The following is a 17,681-nucleotide window of genomic DNA, read 5'->3' on the forward strand; positions in this document are numbered from 1 at the left end:
CCCTACAGGCATCTGTAATTTGTTTGGTATTCCTACGATGGAGACGCACAGCCATGCCACCTACGGAAACTCTATCAACAGGTGCGTTGTCAGGAGCAGCTTTGCATGAAATACGACCCGGAGAAACATCATCGTCGAGACGCAAAGCGTCGCCAAAGGCGAACGATTCGGTTGCAGGGGTATGATTACGCATCAGCCGGACTGTATTTCATCACTATCTGTACACATCAGCGGCAATGTTTGTTGGGTGAAATTGTGGAGGGTGAAATGCAATTGAACGACTTTGGGCAGGTTGCGCGATCGCATTGGATGAGTTTGCCAAAATACCATTCACATTTGCAGTTGGATGCCTTCGTGGTGATGCCCAATCATGTTCACGGCATTTTGGCTTTAAACGAGCCCCCGTAGGGGCAGATTTAGCAGATAACCAACCGACGAGAACCGAAAAATCTGAAACAAAACCTGCCCCTACCAACGCGGCGTTAACGACTAACCGTCATGGCATTCCCGAAATTATTCGTGGGTTCAAAACATTTTCTGCCCGTTGCATCAACCAACGTCGGCAAGTAACTGGGGTTGCTGTTTGGCAGCGCAATTATTATGAACATATTGTTCGCGACGAAACGTCTTTACAACGTCTGCGGCAATACATTCACAGTAACCCTCTATCGTGGCAGGACGATCAATTGCATCCAGATTGCCCACCCAAATAGTAGAGGCAGATAGGGTGGTAGGGGCAGGTTTAGTGAACCATTCACGGTTAGCCCAACAAGCAACGAAACCTGCCCATTCTCCCGAAGTTGCGTAGCGTGATAGAGCAGGTTTAGCGAATCATTCACGGTTAGCCCGACAAGCAACGACAAAACCTGCCCGGTTCGGTTCCATGAGGGCAGGTTTGGTTAAGATTGAACGGCTTGATGCATTAAGCATGGGCAAACCCTGCCCCTACAGATGACCAATCCCTTAACCTGTGTGCCATACCAGCCAAACCGCACAGTTTCCTAGCCAGTCCAAAGGGCATGAACCGTTTAAACGCCGCCAATGCAAAGCGATCGCGACCTTAGTTTAGGCAGCGATTCAAGGAAGTTTTAGGCAGCAGTCGATCGTTGTTTACACACCAACCGTCAATGGTTGTTTGCTAAACAGCTTCAAAATGCGGTCTGCCATTTGGGGTGGCGTTAAGCCCAAGTCTGCTTTAGATTCCTCTGGCGTAGCGTGATCAACCAGCTTGTCAGGAATGCCAATGCGGGTGAGTGGTACAGAAATATCGGCATCCAACAGGGCTTCGGCGATCGCAGACCCAAAACCTCCAGGCAAACAGCCTTCTTCAAGCGTCACAACACGACCAATGCTTTGTGCCAGGGGCAGAATCAGTTCGGTGTCCAACGGTTTGGCAAAGCGGGCGTTAATCACCGTCGCTTCAATGCCATGTTCGCTGAGAATTTCGGCAACTTGCATCGAAGGGTAAACCATCGAGCCATAGCCAACCAGCAGTACATCATCACCATTACGGATAATTTCGCCTTTGCCGATCGGCAGTGGCTCCCAGCCTTCTTCCATCAGAGGAGCGCCATAGCCATTACCGCGTGGATAGCGAAGGGCGATCGGTCCCGTATGGTCAATGCCTGTCACAATCATGCGCTGAAGTTCGGCTTCATCTTTGGGAGCCATCAGCACCATATTGGGAATGCAGCGGAGATAGGCAATGTCGTACATGCCTTGATGGGTGGGACCATCTGCACCCACAATGCCAGCGCGATCGATGCAGAAAAAGACAGGCAAGTCTTGAATGCAGACATCATGAACAATCTGGTCAAACCCACGCTGCAAGAAGGTGGAGTAGATCGTCACCACAGGACGCATCCCTTCACACGCGAGTCCGGCTGCCAACGTCACGGCGTGCTGTTCGGCAATGCCGACGTCGATGTATTGCTCAGGCAGTTGCTTCTGCAAGATGTCGAGTCCCGTACCCGTTGCCATCGCAGCCGTAATGCCAATGATTTTTGGGTTGTTCTCAGCAAGTTTAGTGAGCGTGTCACCAAACACCTTTGAGTAACCGGGTGGCTTGGGCTTGCTAGAGGGAGCCGCTTTCCCAGTGGCGAGGTTGAACGGCGATTGGGCGTGATAGCCAACCTGGTCTTTCTCGGCAATCTCGTAGCCTTTGCCTTTAGTAGTGACAACATGGACGAGAACGGGACCCGTATGCTTATGCGCTTGCTGAAAGGTGGTAATCAGCTCTTGCAAATTGTGACCGTCGATCGGTCCCATATAGGTAAAGCCCAGTTCTTCAAACACAGCACCGACTTTGGGCACTGCTAACCGCTTCATGCTTTCTTTGACACGCTCCAGTTCTGGTGCCAGAGATTCGCCGACAAATGGTAATTGCTTGAATTGCTCTTCCAGATTTTCCGAAATAAACTGCACAGGTGCGCTGAGCCGCATTTTGTTGAGGTAGCGGGGAATCGCACCGACATTGGGCGAAATGGACATCTCGTTGTCGTTAAGCACAACCAACAGATTCGTTTTGGGCAAATGTCCTGCGTGGTTGATTGCCTCTAGCGCCATGCCGCCTGTCAAAGCGCCATCGCCAATGACCGCAACGACTTTATGGGTTTCGCCTTTGCGATCGCGCGCCAACGCCATACCCAGCGCTGAAGAGATGCTGGTAGACGCATGACCTGCGCCAAAGTGATCAAACTTGCTTTCAGAGCGCTTGAGATAGCCCGCAACGCCATCTTTCTGCCGCAGCGTGTGAAAGCGGGCATAGCGCCCAGTCAGGAGTTTGTGAGGGTATGCCTGGTGCCCCACGTCCCAGGTCACTTTGTCGCGATCGAGATCCAGGGTTTGATAGAGTGCCAATGTTAACTCGACCACACCTAAACCAGGACCCAAATGCCCACCACTGGCAGCAATGGTTTGCAGATGCTTCTCACGAAGCTGGCGAGCAATTTGCTGAAGCTGATAAATCGACAAACCGTGCAACTGGTTGGGGTGAGTTAATTCACTCAGGTGCATACCGGGGTATCCTTTCGACTGCTAACGGGTTCGTATACCTTTATCACTGTAGTAGATTCGGGTTAGTGAAGTTGATAACAGAATTGTAATCTTCGGTTAGTTGGCTCTTAGACAGGGGTTTGAACCAGGGCTAGAAAGCTTGTTATGATGCAAACGATCACCTTTCACCCCTGAATCTGTGAACGCTCAAATCCATCAGCCCACGCCTCAGTCTGGTGTTTCATTCGTTAGCACCCTTGCCAGCCTTAGCGTTGCAGCAGGTCTGCTCGCGATCGTGCTGCCAGCACCGGCGACCGCCGCCAACGACTACGATCGCTGCACATCAGACCTCCTCGGTGCCAAGATTACGACCGAAGAAGCTGCGTCTGCTTGTTCTAGAGCTTTTGCCCCACGCGATTTATCGAGCTGTGTCAGCCAACTGAGCGGAAACACTTTTGCTGCCGCTGACGCCCTCAATGCCTGCCGCCAAGTCCGGCGACCGAGAGAAATGGCGACTTGCGTGGTTGATATTCGGCGTGAAGTCACCGATAGCACTGCGGCTGAGGTACTCGATAGCTGCCGACGTAGTTTGCTGCCCAAGCGCTATTCTGATTGCGTGGTCGGAGTGAACAGAGCTGCCAAAGTTCCGCCAACACAAGCCCTAGACTCTTGTGTGGATGCTAGCTATTTCCCACGCGAGGTTGACCCAACGTTCTTACCGTTTACGCCGTCAGGTGGTGTGAGCGTTACCCCACTCCAGACTGAAACGCCGCTACAGACTAGCCCAGCGCCGGAAGTGACTAGCCCAGCACCTACGGCTCCTGCAACAACGACCCCAGCCCAGCCGATCCCCCAACTGTACTAAGTCAGCTTTAAGCGCCTAATAAGTAATGGGTTTGAGACTGCCTCAGACCCATTTTCGTTTGGCAGAAACGTTCTCATCTCCCAGCCTCTCGCCGCTACAGAAAGGAAACTAGAAAACAAGTCTGGGATATAAAGTTACAGCGATCTTCAATTAAAGAAGCCATGCTCTTTCACCCCTTCAGTCAGTGAGAAGAAATTCTGGCTTACCCATTGGGTCTTTGCTGTAACCGTAACTTTTACTCATTCATAGTTTTGTAGGTTGACACTGCCGATGGTGAAATGCGATTGAGGTAGCGGAAAATCCAGTATTTGAAAATCGTGTCTAAGACTACTGGAAACGTTGCAATAAACAAAAAGATAAAACTTTGATTTGCAGGTAAGCCCCAATGTTTCGATAAACCTTCTAGCAAAACCTCCCATCCATGCGGCGAGTGAAAACCGACAAACATATCGGTAAACAGAATGATAATGAAGGCTTTGGCGCTATCACTTAAACCGTAAACAGTGTCGTCAATAAATGACTTGAGTATGGCTACTTCACGACGATTCATGATCAGCACGATCGCAAAAGCAATCAGTGAACATAAATCAGCAAAAATGTTTTTAATCGCCTCAGAACCGCTATGGCTGTATTCCAATTTAATCTCTTCGGCGCGCTCTTTTAGCTTGGCTTCAATGCGTTCTTCCTGCTCTGCTCTTGTTAATGGTTTGTTGGTTTCACCTGTTGTGTAATGCTCTTCAGCTCCATCAAGTGCTGGGTCGCCTAGCACATCATTGTGAAGGCTTGGAGCCTTGCCCAACAAGAAGTCGAATTCCATCCGTTCTCTAAACATGTGCAGCTCTTTCAAGGCTGTTTCTTGAAGCTCAAAATTCAAGAAGGGATCAGCGCTCTCGGATGATCGAAAGGAATCAACAATAGGACCAACAAGAACCGTTTTTGAAATTTGCTGCACGAGCAACGGCACAGTGATAAGAATCAGCAAAAAGCGAATGGAGGTACGTGTCTTTACCTTGTTAGACCGAAAGCTTTGCACTACTTTCTGTTCAGAATTTGGGTCTAAGTCACGCTTGATACGACCGAGCGTGCTGGCGATCGTTCGGGGTAATACACCCGACTTATCAAAAATACCCGTATCGTCATCATCATCAAAGACTGGCTCTCCTTTTTCTCCTTTATAAAGTTGGTCAATAGTTTGACCATTACTCAAGCGTTGACTACCAGTATTGCTTTTGGCTCCGATCGCTAGCTGCGGTTTCCCATTTTGTGCCACTGGAACGCTGCCCGTTTGATTGACAGGTACCAGCGCCACAGATTCTGTTTCCGGCTGATATTTTTCGAGAACGGTATCAATAAACTTCAGCTTTTCTAAAATGACCGCCGCTCGCTCACTGTTGGCTAAAGAAGCGGCACCCTGGCGTGCATTTCCGGACGTATCGGCTGTGTTAAAAATAAACCGACTGGCTTTAAATTCTGAGAGCCGGAGGGTTGCAATCTTGAGGCATTTTCTTAGCTCTTCTTGAAAAACTGCCTTTGAATTAGCACCATATTTAGCGGTTTCTGCAGAAATTGGCTTGCCGTCAAAATGCTCATCTTCGATCGCTTGGATCATCAAAGCGGCAGCATAGGCTTGATCCAGGGCTCGCTCTGGAGTTTGTTCATACCACTGTCTAGCAGCGCCGAGTGACTGCTTCAGCCTTGTCCAAAGTGTTGTTTGCATAATACGAAGGGGTGCAGAGTGGCGCTGAATCCTTAGCGCTGATAGGTAAGCTTTGCTAGCCTGAGAAGAAAGCTAAAGGACTCTATTGCAGAAACGGAAACGCTAAAGCTAAGAGCGCTCAGTCATGGTAGCAAAATCAGTCGAGGGCAATCAGTGAACAGTGAGCCAATTTGGGTTTCAGGCGCAACACGCAGCGGCAAAACTGCCTATCTGGTCAACCAGTTTCGTAGTTGGATACAGTCTGGTTTAACACAACATGGCACACCGAGAGAGCGAAGCACTAAAGTATTAAATGAAACACCAGAAAGGGCTTCGCCACCGCTTCCCCCTACGTCACTTCACTCATCCGTGCCGCCGCTCGTTTCTTTCTCCACCACACCTGAGGGTGTACCCGGAGTCCTCGTCTTGGCAGCGATCGGTGATAACAGAATTGAGCTAGTCGATCGCTTGACGGCAGCGACTCAAGGCAAGGTATCACTCCACTCCACTACACCGCTAGGTTTTTTTCAGTCAGAAGTGACGCTGTTCTGGTCGTTGCTCATTCAACAGCTTGACCTAAAAGCGCAGTTCCCTGTGCGCCTGGCACCCGAAAACGAGCAAGCACTGGCAACGCAACTCTGGCGATCAGAACTCGACCAGGCGATCGGGCAACAGACGAGCCTGACCGAGGTACGCCTGGTTCGACGACTGCTGGATTTACTACAACTCGCAGCCCTGGCTGGCATTCCGATCGCAGATATCCCTGTAATACTTGAACAGGGACTTGCAGGGCAAAATGAGGCGCTGCCATTCCCAGAATCTGAAGTGGGTGAACTGCTGCAACGCTGGCAAAACTGGTGTCTGTCGCAAGGGCTGTTAACCTATGGCATCATTGCGGGGCTGTACTGGCAATACTTACTACCCAACCCAACCTACCAACGCTACTTGGCACAACGGTATCAGGTGGTCTTAGCGGATGATGTGGACGAGTACCCAGCGATCGCGCGATCGGTCTTCGAGACTTTGCTGGATGCTGGAGCAGCCGCTATTTTTACCTACAATCCAGATGGAGCCGTACGGTTGGGCTTGGGAGCTGATCCCGCTTATCTGGCAGGTTTAGTAGACCGCTGTCGCATTGAAACGCTGACCGATCGTCCTATCTACTGCCTGGGTGACGACTTAGGCGATGCAGTTGTGGCACTCGCCACTGACCCAATTTTCTTTGCTAGCCTGCCAGACACAATCCAGGCAATTCAAACAACCTCCCGTGCCCAACTGTTGCGCCGCACTGCGGAAGTCATCATTGAAGCGGTGCAGACTCAGCAAGTGCAGCCCCGCGATATTGTCGTCATTGCACCCGGCGTAGATGCGATCGCCCGCTACAGCCTGACCGAAATGCTCGGTAAGCATCAGATTCCCGTCGAATCTCTCAACGACCAGCGCCCCTTGACCAGTTCGCCTATTATTCGCGCCCTGCTGACGTTATTAACCCTGGTTTATCCCAGTTTAGGACGACTGGTTGATCGAGAAGCAGTGGCAGAGATGCTAGTAGTGTTGAGTCAGCAGCCAGCAAACGGTCAGCAGTCAGAAGCTCCTCACCCCTCACTCCTTACCCCTCATCCCTCGTTGATCGACCCCGTTCGTGCTGGGTTACTTGCCGATTACTGCTTTGCCCCTCATCCCGATCGCCCCCGTTTGCTGCCAGTCACCACCTTTCCTCGCTGGGATCGGTTGGGCTACCAGGCAAGCAACGCCTACCAGGCGATCGTACAGTGGATTGCAACGCAGCAGAGTCAACTTGAACAGCGGTTGATCCCCAATGCGGTCTCGTTGCTCGATCGTGCCATTCAGCACTTCCTGTTTGGCGGCGGCGCGTTACCGTTTGAGCAACTATCGGCGTTACGCCAGCTGATCGAAACGGCTCAGCACTACTGGGAAGTAGATGGTAGACTCCGACGCAGCCAACGGTTTGATGCACCGGCTTATATGACCGTGAGCCGCTTTGTTCAACTTTTACAGAGTGACACTGTGACTGCGAACCCTTATCCCGTACGCCCGATCGGACCAGATAGTAATGCAGTGCTATTGGCTAATGTGTTTCAGTACCGTTCTAGTCGTCGGGTTCACCGCTGGCAATTTTGGCTGGATGCTGGTTCGCCACGCTGGTTGAGTGGGGTCGACTCACTATTTGGTGCACCACTGTTTCTGCAAGGTTGGTCGGGGCGCGCCTGGACATCTGCGGATGCGATGGATGCAAATGAACGCCGTCTCCGTCGCATTCTGCTAGATCTGCTCGGTCGTACTGAGGAGCGAGTCTACCTTTGCCATAGTGATTTGGCAACAAACGGACAGGAGCAAACAGGCGTGCTGTTGTCGTTAGTGAATGCAGCAGTACCGCTAGATACAGGGTTGTTAATAGGCTGAAGGGCGATCGTTACTGTCAATCATTACTTTGATCATCGTACTGCTGCCCGCCCTCTCAAGGCTGTAAAGCATTGAGAAGCTGTCAATTCCCTGGCTAAATTCTCTTAAAGCACAATTAAGATAATAAATGACGGCTAGAAACAATGTTACGGCGTGTTTCTAGAGCTGATTTAAGGGATACAGCGTTTTGCCAGTAGTGGCATCAAAGACAAAGAGCTGATCAAAATCTAGCGTTAGTGAACAGCGATCGCCTACACAGAGGCGCTGATCAGGGCGACACTGAAAAGCGAGTTCTGACGATCGAGCCGATGACTCTGTCAGTAACCTAGCACGTACCAACACTTCTCGACCAAGCGGCTCTACCACACTAATTTCGACCTTGAGATCACCTGCATCAGCACAAAGCTGAAGATGCTCTGGACGAATGCCGAGATCGTAGGTTTGTCCAGTGATCGGCTGAAGTTTGGCTTGCAGTGCCTCTGGGCAAGGAAGCGCTTGTCCATTAATCTGAAATGCGGTGCCATCGTACGTAGCAGTCAGGATATTCATCGGTGGACTGCCCAAAAACGTGGCAATCATCCGGTTCGCTGGATGTGCATAAATGGTTTGAGGGTCGCCAATCTGCTGAATGCGCCCCTGGTTTAGAACAACAATCTGGTCTGCTAGAGTCATAGCTTCAACCTGATCGTGAGTGACGTAGATCGTCGTAATGCCTACTTGTTGATGAAGCCGCTTCAGTTCGGCACGAGTTTCGTCCCGCAGTTGGGCATCTAAGTTGGACAGCGGTTCGTCGAGCAAAAAGACCTGGGGCTGACGAGCGATCGCCCGACCCAACGCCACACGCTGCTGTTGCCCGCCCGATAGTTGCCCAGGCTTACGATCGAGTAAATGGTCGATCGCAAGCAGTTTTGCCACTTCTACAATCCGTTCCTGCCTTTGCTGAGCATTAACCCGACGCATCTGGAGTCCAAAAGCAAGGTTTTCTGCCACGCTCATGTGGGGATACAGCGCGTAGTTTTGAAACACCATTGCCACGTCTCGTTGGCGCGCTGGCATCTGAGTGACACAGCGATCGCCAATATAAAGCTCGCCAGCCGTTGCTGCCTCTAACCCAGCGATCGTGCGAAGAACCGTAGATTTTCCACAGCCAGAAGGACCAACCAGCACCCAAAACTGACCATCAGGAACCTCAAACGTAATGTCTGCAATGCCTGTTGCTGCGGTAGCTACCGCACTGCCAAACTGTCGTGTAATGCCTTCTAACCGAACCGTTGCCATGTGCTGCTAAGTTTTTTCTGATAAGCACCCCTTACTAACAAGCACCACTCAGCCGCTGCAGGGTAAGCGCATCAAAAGCTGCGATCGAAAAAGGGGAGCTAAAATGCTCCCCCAATGTAGTCGTGATTTGACTTGAAAGAGGGTTACGCCTGTCCTCTTGGCAAGTAAGCCGTTGGGTTGACAGCTCCCTGACCAGGGCGATGAACCTCGAAATGGGAGTGAGGACCAGTGCTGTAGCCCGTGCTGCCCATATCGGCGATTTGTTGACCCTGAGCAACTGTTTGCCCTTCTCGGACTATGATGCGGTTGTTGTGCGCGTATAGCGTGACACTACCATCGGGATGCTGGATCTTAACCAGATAGCCATAGCCACCAGAGTTCCAGCCAGCACTAATGACTACACCAGCCGCCGCTGCAAAGATTGGAGTCCCTACAGGAGCAGCAATGTCAATGCCTTTGTGCATACGACCCCAACGGTAACCATACCCCGAGGTCAAAACACCTTTAGCAGGCCAGATGTAGCCATTAAACTTATCTGACTTTCCAGGTAAATACGCATCAACCGAGCCAAGAGGGGGAAGGTCTGGAGAAACCATCTGCCCGGTAGCTGATCGCACTAGCGGCTCGTAGTTCTCAGCACCAATGGATGCCGTTGCCAGCAACTGAGGCTTCGACGGTACAACAGGCGTTGCAGCAGGCTTCACAACAGCAATAGGCTTTACAACAGCGCGGTTACCTTGCTGGTGGCTATCTTGTAGCTGGCGAATCTGTGCCTGCAGGGCTTTAGTATAGCGGGAAGGTTGCAGCTCGGTACTGCTTGAGGCTGTAGCTTCAGCATTTGCAGGTGCCGCAACATTCAGAGATGATGCCGCCACCTTTGTACTGGGTGCAGCAGGATCAATTTGGCTCACTGAACCCTGATATTTTTCGCGCAGCTTCACAATCTCCAGTCTGAGATTCTCCACGTAGCTCTGCTGGGCGCTGGAACCAGTCTGAGCAGCCTGAGCACCCTGGTTGCCAACAAAAGACGAAGTGGCAACTTCATTGGCCCCACCAATCGCCACTGGAGCAATAGGCGAGTGGTTCAAAGACACTGCTGGAATCGTTTGATCAACAGCAGTTAACTGGCTGGACTGGCTAGGTAGAACGGCGATACCGCGCAATCGATCGCTCCCAACCTGGGCAGACGATGCAGGCTGGAATTTGCCTTGCGTGGATGGTGCAGTCTTAGCCTGGGAGAAAACTTGAGGTCGGCTAATGGAAGCTGGCAGCGTCATTTGCTCTGGACTTGCCGAAGCAATCATTACAGGAGCAGTGGCAGACGCAACGGGAGATGCACTCTCACTCGTTTGAGGAACAACCAGTACTTGACCAACGTTCAAAACATCGGGATTAACCAGGCGGTTTGCTTCGGACAACTGCTTCAAAGAAACGCCGTGTACCTTTGCGATCGCTTCTAGTGTGTCTCCCAGGACAACTTTGTAGGACGCTTCGGAGTAAGACGCTTCAGAAGATGGTGCCGCAACCTCAGCCACAGACTCTGGAGCTGTAACCGGAGCAGAAGTTTTACGTGAAGACTCGAGCTGTGCAAGGCTCAGTCGCAAACGCTCTTGCTTTTGATGCAAGGTATCAAGGGCTTCCTTGTCACTCGCTTGTGTAGCAGCAGGACGATCGCTATCCTCTGTTGCAGCACTATTAACCGAACCGTAGCCTCCAGACACACTAGCGACATCGACAGTCGGTGTTATGGGAGCGACTTGACCACTACCCTGAATTTTTAATACCTGACCAACATGCAGTACGGAGTTAACCGAAATGCCGTTTTCTAGTGCCAGCGCGGCAGCATCAACTTGGTACAGTTGAGCTAGCTGCCAAAGCGTTTGACCTTCTTGCACAGCGTGCTCAATGGCTCCCGAAGGCGAGAGATTTTGAGCTTGATCGGTTGCTTCTGTCGGAGTGGAAATTGCCGCGACATCAAACTTTGGAGGCAAGGCACTGGCGTTCGGTTCGCCTACAGCCGCTTCACCAATAACGGGTTCCGCAGCAACCGCCTCATCACTTTGACCTGGTAAGGGCAAACTACACGTCCCTACCGAGATTGCCAAGCCGATCATGGCGGCAGAAGTCCGTACCAAACGATTGACCTCCGATGGAGCCTGCCTGATTTGACTCACATTCACACCATCTTCAACTTCACAGGAAGGAACAGGCTTAACCTTCTGCGGAAATGTTCGTTCCAAAAAAACGACCTCCTAAAAATGTCCAGCGTTTAACTGTCCTTGAGTCACTCAGCTTGCCATCAGCCAATGATAGAAATCACTTAGGTAAGCGATCTGGATCACTAGCGACAAACACTTAGGCAAGATTACCCTGCTTTCTCAATTTAGACAAGTTAACATAACCCCAAAAATCTACAACTCGTGTTGAAAGAACCTTTAATTGAGCGCTATCAGTGATCGCTTGCCCCTCAAAAAGCTGATGCTCACGTGCTTGTAAAAGGCTTAGGCGTAAGCATCTTAAAGAGGCGATTGTTCGCTCAATCAAATCATGCTGACTCAGCCTATAAGCACTCAGTTTTCCCTTGAAGAAAAACATAGAAACAGCGTCCTGGAAAGGATTACAGCTAATCTTGGGCAACGATTGAAGTTGCAATCATAACGCTCACTTGCATGACGGTAGACGGAAGGCAGGTGACTCAACAACCGTAGAATTGTGTACATTATCACAATTAATAACTGAAGGCTTTGAGTGTTAGTGAGTCTGCCTGTAGCACCTGGAACTTTTGTGAGCCGCTGCCACTACCCTGTAAAGCGCTTGAGCACAGCAACCTACAAAACCGGATCACACTCAATAGTTCAGTACTACTGTTATAGAAATTTCTTATTACACAAAAGTAGCCTGCGATCATAGCAATTAGCTGTGTTTGAAAGCTTAGTGACCGCAGGAAAAGCATGGTTCCAAGGACACAGCTAACCTTGCTTCAGTCCTATTTCTAGATAGCTATAGAGCGATTAAGCATTGTCATGAACGCAGTTCTGGCTGGCGAAGAGCGATCGCGTAAAGCTGCGATTCAAACAACGAATCAATCTCTGACCTGATTTCTAGCTCAGAAAATGAATTCATCACATGTCGTTGCTCAGTCAATCCATAAACGTTGCGATTGCCTGGAGAGTACTTGAGTAACGACGAACCATGTTTTAGAACTCGTCAATGAGGAGTTCTAAAACATGGTTCTGCATCCTTTAAGAAGGACAGGCAGGTGTTTACGTCGATCGTCTGTGTCACAGCTTTCAGCAGTACATATACAGTTGTCTAGGCAAACATACATGGTTGGTGTAGTAATCGTGCTATTCCAAGCAGCTCAGTTGTCGCTGCGCTTCAAAAAGACCAACAGCAGCGCTCACAGAGAGATTGAGGCTGCGGACATATTGGCTTGCCATCGGTATATAAACCGTCTCATCGCAGGCAGAAAGCACGTGGGCAGGAAGCCCAGTGGTTTCGCTGCCAAAGAGCAACCAGTCATGAGGTTGAAAAGCAAATTTAGTATAACTACAGCGTCCACCAGTGCTGAAACCAATGCAACGCCCTTCTTGTGACTGCTGCATAGTATGAAACGCTTCGATCGAACTGTGATAGTGCAGCTTGACATGAGGCCAGTAGTCTAAGCCTGCACGTTTGAGGTAACGATCGCTGATCTCGAAGCCGAGCGGCGCTACTAAATGAAGCTCAGTTTCAGTAGCAGCGCATGTACGAGCGATGTTGCCTGTGTTTGGCGGAATCTGCGGATGGACTAAAACAACTCTAAGTCTGTAGCTGATCATCAGCGCTTGGTGCCTTAATGCCGTAATTACGATCTTAAAAAAAGAGCGATTGATAACTTTTTTTAATCTTTATTGAGCAAAGGTTGCCTATTTAGGGCTCTTGATTAAAAACTGTCTTCCTCCGAAGGGATGATTAAGCAGTAAAGCGATCGCTAGCACTTTCAAGTGGCTAGAGGATAATAGCGCTTGCTTTGATCTAGCCGTTCTTAAGCCATCGCGATACAGCCTTTAAAGTTGGGAACCAGCTATTGGGTGCCCTTTATTTCAGTAAAAACCGTTATGAAGCGGTTTGAGCTGGGGTGAGAAGCCCCTTCTGGGAAAAGACTACAAAACTAAAGTCTACGCAACCAGCGGTTGGCAAAGGTCATCTTGCAGTGTGAGTTCGTAGTCAGCAGCAGCTTGAATTGCCTGTCGCATAATGGGTTGAACGGCAAGACCTTGCTCATATAGTTTCAACCAGCGTTGTGCTTCGTTGCCCTCTCGCAAAATTTTCTTCAAGGGCAAGAGAAAACAACTAAAGCCTTCCTGCTTGGCGATCGGCCAGACTTCTTGATAAAGCTGCTCGATCCAATCTTTTGCCAGGATGGGGCTACCGTCCTTCCAGTGCCTTAGCTCAGCATCCAGACTGAGGCGAGCGGCGGCGCTCTCATTTGCGTCAGCCAAATCGGCTAAAGCGTGCGATCGACTGGCGGCGGACAGTTGGCTGCTTTCCAGCGGATCGAGGGATGGATCAGCTAGAAGCTGTAATAAGCGAGCTTCTAACAACGCTGTGATGGCAAGTAAGGCAACCGGATCGATCACCAGATCGCAAATCCTCAGTTCTAACCGATTGAGGTTATAGGGACGGCGATCGCCATTAGGGCGTACAGACGACCAGAGGTGACGCACGTTTTGCATTGTCCCTGCTGCAAGCTGTTGCTCTGTCCACCGGATAAAATGAGCATGGCTCTCAAACAGGGGCACCTCGGCAGGCGTTTTGGGAAACAAGCCCCAACGGGTCGAGTGGTAGCCCGTTACTTCTCCACCTAGAAACGGTGACGACGCACTCAATGCTAGATAAAGCGGTGCTTCTAGCCGGATTAAACGACACGCCCGCATCAGCAAGTCTGGGTCACTAATGCCAACGTTAATGTGAATGCTGGCAGTAACGACGCTGGTGCCGTAGGTTTGCTCGATATAGGTGTGGTAAGGGTTACCTGGATCAGACCGCCAAAAGCGATCGACTGCGCCCAGAGACAGCGTACTGCCAGGAATCAGCGTGTAGTCTCCTAGGTGATGCAGATAATCACGCAGTTGCAGACGTGGGCGTACCAAATCGCACAAGAGCCGTTCGTAGCGGTAGCAGGGCGGCGTTGTATATTCCACATTGCGGCTATCTGGTTCACGTACAAAACCATCTAACGCTGCCACAATCTTGTCAGACAGCCCAACGATATCACCGTCTGGGGTGCTGGTGTAAATCTCAACTTCAAACCCTTTTGACAGCATGATACATTTTCCCTCAGTTGAGCAGTCTTCTTTCAGTATCTGGGAAAAGGTCAACAATACATCGTCTGACAGGTTGATACTGCAAGGGACGACGAGAATGGCAGCCGAACCTTGTGCGATCGCCCTCCTGTAACTTAAACAAACAAAGCTTAATCACGTAAAAAGGTTACTGGGGTCAAGCCTATTGTTGAATGATCTCCTAACCCTTTACTAGAAAGCTTTACAAGCCCCAAAGTGGTGATATTACACTGCAAGCCAGTAAGCTTTCAAAGTCAAACTGTAATCGATTATACAGAATTTACCTTCTCAGACTTGGTGCAATCACTCTTATTAGTTCATCGCTTGGAAAAGGTTGTTGACTGCCTGGCTGCTTTGCTCAACGCTTGTAGCGGCACCGACCCAAAATCTCTGATGCTTTGTGCTTTGAGGGGGTCGAGTAGAGTAAGCAACTTCCAAGCCTTTTACGTAATGTCGCTTTGACTTAGCCTACCCCGGCGAGTTGCCCACTGTATTGGCTGATATTTTCACAAGGATTCTTTGGTGTCTAATGTCTAAACTAACGATTCATCAGAAGCCGAAGCATAAGCGTCGGCGGTCTTCGCACTCCTTCTCTCGATCGGTATCCTCGCTTTGGCAGCACGTTGTAAATCTGGCTGTCGGTAAGCCGAGCGAGCAGAGCAAAAAAACTCTACGCAGGTTGGTTCTAGCCTTTGGTTTGCCTTTGGTAGCAATCACGCTATTCCACCTACTGACAGGGTTGCTGATTGATCCTGCTGTGGCTCAGGATGCTGCTGCCCCTGCTGCCGCAGAACCACCCAAAATGGATACGGGTGATACAGCGTGGGTGCTTACATCTGCCGCCCTGGTGCTATTTATGACACCCGGTCTGGCATTTTTCTACGGGGGGCTGGTGCGATCGCGCAATGTGCTTAACACCATGATGATGAGCTTGGTGGCAATGGCGATCGTCGGCGTTACTTGGGTTCTATGGGGCTACAGCTTAGCGTTTGATGTAACGCTTGCAGAGGGGCAAACGTTTGCCCAGGGGATTCAGCAGTTCGTCGGTGGACTCGGTTGGCTGGGTCTCAATGGCGTTGCGGCTGATGCGCCTGATCCAATCGGTTATGCGGCAACGATTCCACACCAGGTATTTATGGTGTACCAGATGATGTTTGCCATCATCACGGTCGCACTAGTGTCTGGGGCGATCGTTGAGCGCATCTCGTTCAAAGCGTTCTTTTGGTTTATCGTTCTATGGTCTACCTTCATTTATTCGCCCCTAGCCCACATGGTTTGGGGTAGAGGTTTATTAGGTGCTATGGGAGCGTTGGACTTTGCGGGTGGCACAGTCGTTCACATTAGTTCCGGTGTGTCGGCGTTAGTCGCTGCGTGGGTACTTGGGCCTCGCAAAGATTGGATGTCGAAGCCAGTGATTCCTCATAACGTCCCATTTGTTTTGTTGGGCGTTGGCATCCTCTGGATGGGCTGGTTTGGCTTTAACGGTGGCAGTGCACTGAGCGCAGGCAGTTTGGCAACAGTTGCATTTGTAGCAACAACAGTTTCCGCTTCGGCGGCAGGTCTGGCATGGCTTGTAGCAGAGTGGTTGTTGAAGGGAAAGCCAACAGCAGTTGGCATGGGTAGCGGCTTCGTTGCTGGTCTAGTCGGCATTACACCCGCAGCAGGCTTTGTTACACCATTGTCTGCGATCGCCATTGGTGCTTTGACGGGTCTAGCGTGTTTCTTTGCCGTTAACTTGAAAGCAAAGCTACAGTTTGATGATTCATTAGACACCTTCCCAGTACACGGCGTTGGCGGTACAGTTGGTGCGATTTTGACTGGAGTTTTTGCAACAAAAGCTGTTAACGCAGCTGGCAACAATGGTCTCCTATATGGTAATGCTGGTCAGTTAGTCACTCAGATCATTGCTGTGTTGATTGCAGCGATCATTGCGGCAGTTGGCACATTCATCATCCTCAAAGTGCTGGGTCTCTTTATGGAACTGCGAGTCAAGCCTGAAGTCGAAGACGAAGGTTTGGATATTTACGAGCATGGCGAGGGTGCTTACGGTGAAGAGATTCGTGGTGAAATCGCTTTTGCCAAAACGATCGATCAGTAGTGCTGAAAAAGCCTGAAATTGCCATTACAATCTGACTCAAAGCAACTTAAATCTGAGCCAGTGTCTAGGCGATTCCTTTCTCTTCGTGGTTGGGCTATCCTGTCGTTCAGCTTAAGTGGACTGATGCTTCTGTCTGCTCTGCTGCTGCATCGGGGTAGCTTGACCGCTTTTTTTCAGGAGGTTAATGCTTCAACAGTTTCGACAACCGTTTCAACAGTGAAAGCAGACACCGCTACAGTGCCTCTGCCAATCTTAGGACCGCGCCATCAGCTTACGTATGAACGGTGGGTGGCGTTGCTTAGGCAAGAAGCAAAAGTAGCAGCCGAAAAGCAGCCACCGCGCTTAGTGGTGCTGGCAGGCGATTCTCTCAGCCTCTGGTTTCCACCAGAACTACTTCCTTCAGAAGAGAATTGGTTAAACCAGGGCATTTCGGGTGAAACATCAACTGGCTTACTGCGTCGGCTCAGGTTGTTCGACCAAACGCGACCAGAAGTAGTGCTCGTCATGATTGGCATCAATGATTTGCTGCACGGTGTAGGCACTGAGACAATCCTGGCGAATCATCGCGAAATTGTACTCCACCTTAAAGCAGCTCATCCTCAAGCTCAGATTGTGGTGCAGTCGATTCTGCCTTATGTCGATCGCCGTCCGCTGCAATCGCAACCATCCTCCAAAGAAGACACAGCACAGCCTGAGCCAGCGTCGGGCTCTTTGTCAAGACGAGTGCCAGTGTCAAACAGTGACATCCGTGAGCTGAATCAAGCGCTGGCAGACATGGCAAAGGAAGAAGACGTTACTTATTTGGATCTACAACCCTACTTTACTGACGCAAACGGTAACTTGGCGGCTGACTTAAGTACCGACGGTTTGCATCTCAGCGCTAAAGGCTATCAGGTTTGGCAAGCGCGCCTCCAGGTTTTTGCACAGCAACAGTTTAAATGGCGATTAAATGGCGATCGCGCTGACAAGCCGTAGTTTGAGCCAAAAGCTATGGCACTT

General features: G+C 50.4%; 13 protein-coding genes. 6 read left to right on the forward strand and 7 right to left on the reverse strand.

The features are described 5' to 3' along the window. The first annotated feature begins 105 nt into the window (after positions 1-105). Positions 106-408: a transposase gene (locus tag H6F76_RS29935; RefSeq protein ID WP_199322582.1), complete on the forward strand. Its 303-nt coding sequence runs from the start codon at positions 106-108 to the stop codon at positions 406-408. Then, complete coding sequence (locus tag H6F76_RS28345) at positions 306-713, forward strand: transposase (protein ID WP_199322564.1); 408 nt, start codon at positions 306-308, stop codon at positions 711-713. Before H6F76_RS29935 ends, H6F76_RS28345 begins: the two co-directional genes overlap by 103 nt. Here H6F76_RS28345 and H6F76_RS28350 read toward each other — a convergent pair. Together H6F76_RS28350 and dxs are read right to left on the reverse strand one after the other, a co-directional pair. Beyond that, entirely contained in the window at positions 666-863 is a 198-nt protein-coding gene (locus tag H6F76_RS28350; RefSeq protein WP_190513478.1) for a hypothetical protein, read from the reverse strand. The genes H6F76_RS28345 and H6F76_RS28350 overlap by 48 nt on opposite strands. Positions 864-1,110: 247 nt before the next feature. Then, the gene (gene dxs, locus H6F76_RS28355; protein ID WP_190513405.1) at positions 1,111-3,015 is read right to left on the reverse strand and encodes a 1-deoxy-D-xylulose-5-phosphate synthase; all 1,905 of its coding nucleotides are present in this window, start codon (positions 3,013-3,015) and stop codon (positions 1,111-1,113) included. Positions 3,016-3,193: 178 nt separating this feature from the next. Here dxs and H6F76_RS28360 point away from each other — a divergent pair, with 178 nt between their 5' ends. After that, entirely contained in the window at positions 3,194-3,859 is a 666-nt protein-coding gene (locus H6F76_RS28360; RefSeq protein ID WP_190513407.1) for a hypothetical protein, read from the forward strand. A gap of 235 nt (positions 3,860-4,094) precedes the next feature. Here H6F76_RS28360 and H6F76_RS28365 read toward each other — a convergent pair whose 3' ends face one another. Further along, positions 4,095-5,576, reverse strand: coding sequence for a proton extrusion protein PcxA (locus H6F76_RS28365; protein ID WP_190513409.1), 1,482 nt, complete (start codon positions 5,574-5,576; stop codon positions 4,095-4,097). 153 nt (positions 5,577-5,729) lie between these two features. Between H6F76_RS28365 and H6F76_RS28370 the strand changes: the two genes are divergently transcribed. Then, entirely contained in the window at positions 5,730-7,979 is a 2,250-nt protein-coding gene (locus tag H6F76_RS28370; RefSeq protein WP_190513411.1) for a recombinase family protein, read from the forward strand. Positions 7,980-8,138: 159 nt separating this feature from the next. Here the strand turns inward: H6F76_RS28370 and H6F76_RS28375 are convergent, their stop codons facing one another. The 4 genes from H6F76_RS28375 to gshA form a co-directional block, all read right to left on the reverse strand. Beyond that, positions 8,139-9,257 carry an ABC transporter ATP-binding protein gene (locus H6F76_RS28375; RefSeq protein ID WP_190513413.1) on the reverse strand — a complete coding sequence of 373 codons (1,119 nt, stop codon included), beginning with the start codon at positions 9,255-9,257 and terminating at the stop codon, positions 8,139-8,141. A 143-nt stretch (positions 9,258-9,400) separates the two neighbouring features. Then, positions 9,401-11,497, reverse strand: coding sequence for a peptidoglycan DD-metalloendopeptidase family protein (locus tag H6F76_RS28380; RefSeq protein ID WP_190513415.1), 2,097 nt, complete (start codon positions 11,495-11,497; stop codon positions 9,401-9,403). 1,107 nt (positions 11,498-12,604) lie between these two features. Continuing rightward, positions 12,605-13,078 carry a tRNA (cytidine(34)-2'-O)-methyltransferase gene (locus tag H6F76_RS28385; protein ID WP_190451593.1) on the reverse strand — a complete coding sequence of 158 codons (474 nt, stop codon included), beginning with the start codon at positions 13,076-13,078 and terminating at the stop codon, positions 12,605-12,607. Between the two features lie 339 nt (positions 13,079-13,417). Then, positions 13,418-14,569 (reverse strand): glutamate--cysteine ligase, encoded by a 1,152-nt coding sequence (gene gshA, locus H6F76_RS28390; RefSeq protein ID WP_190513472.1) that lies wholly within the window; start codon positions 14,567-14,569, stop codon positions 13,418-13,420. 544 nt (positions 14,570-15,113) lie between these two features. Between gshA and H6F76_RS28395 the strand changes: the two genes are divergently transcribed. Both H6F76_RS28395 and H6F76_RS28400 read left to right on the forward strand, forming a co-directional pair. Next, the gene (locus H6F76_RS28395; RefSeq protein ID WP_190513417.1) at positions 15,114-16,682 is read left to right on the forward strand and encodes an ammonium transporter; all 1,569 of its coding nucleotides are present in this window, start codon (positions 15,114-15,116) and stop codon (positions 16,680-16,682) included. A 123-nt stretch (positions 16,683-16,805) separates the two neighbouring features. Continuing rightward, positions 16,806-17,657: a GDSL-type esterase/lipase family protein gene (locus H6F76_RS28400; protein WP_190513419.1), complete on the forward strand. Its 852-nt coding sequence runs from the start codon at positions 16,806-16,808 to the stop codon at positions 17,655-17,657. Positions 17,658-17,681 lie beyond the last annotated feature (24 nt).

Source organism: Leptolyngbya sp. FACHB-321 (assembly GCF_014695975.1).
GTDB lineage: Bacteria > Cyanobacteriota > Cyanobacteriia > Leptolyngbyales > Leptolyngbyaceae > Stenomitos.

Bases quoted from the DNA above. Each gene is read 5' to 3' on its own strand.
- H6F76_RS29935 (WP_199322582.1), top strand. From the start codon at position 106: ATGAAATACGACCCGGAGAAACATCATCGTCGAGACGCAAAGCGTCGC.
- dxs (WP_190513405.1), bottom strand. From the start codon at position 3,015: ATGCACCTGAGTGAATTAACTCACCCCAACCAGTTGCACGGTTTGTCG.
- H6F76_RS28365 (WP_190513409.1), bottom strand. From the start codon at position 5,576: ATGCAAACAACACTTTGGACAAGGCTGAAGCAGTCACTCGGCGCTGCT.
- H6F76_RS28375 (WP_190513413.1), bottom strand. From the start codon at position 9,257: ATGGCAACGGTTCGGTTAGAAGGCATTACACGACAGTTTGGCAGTGCG.
- H6F76_RS28385 (WP_190451593.1), bottom strand. From the start codon at position 13,078: ATGATCAGCTACAGACTTAGAGTTGTTTTAGTCCATCCGCAGATTCCG.
- H6F76_RS28395 (WP_190513417.1), top strand. From the start codon at position 15,114: ATGTCTAAACTAACGATTCATCAGAAGCCGAAGCATAAGCGTCGGCGG.
- H6F76_RS28400 (WP_190513419.1), top strand. From the start codon at position 16,806: ATGCTTCTGTCTGCTCTGCTGCTGCATCGGGGTAGCTTGACCGCTTTT.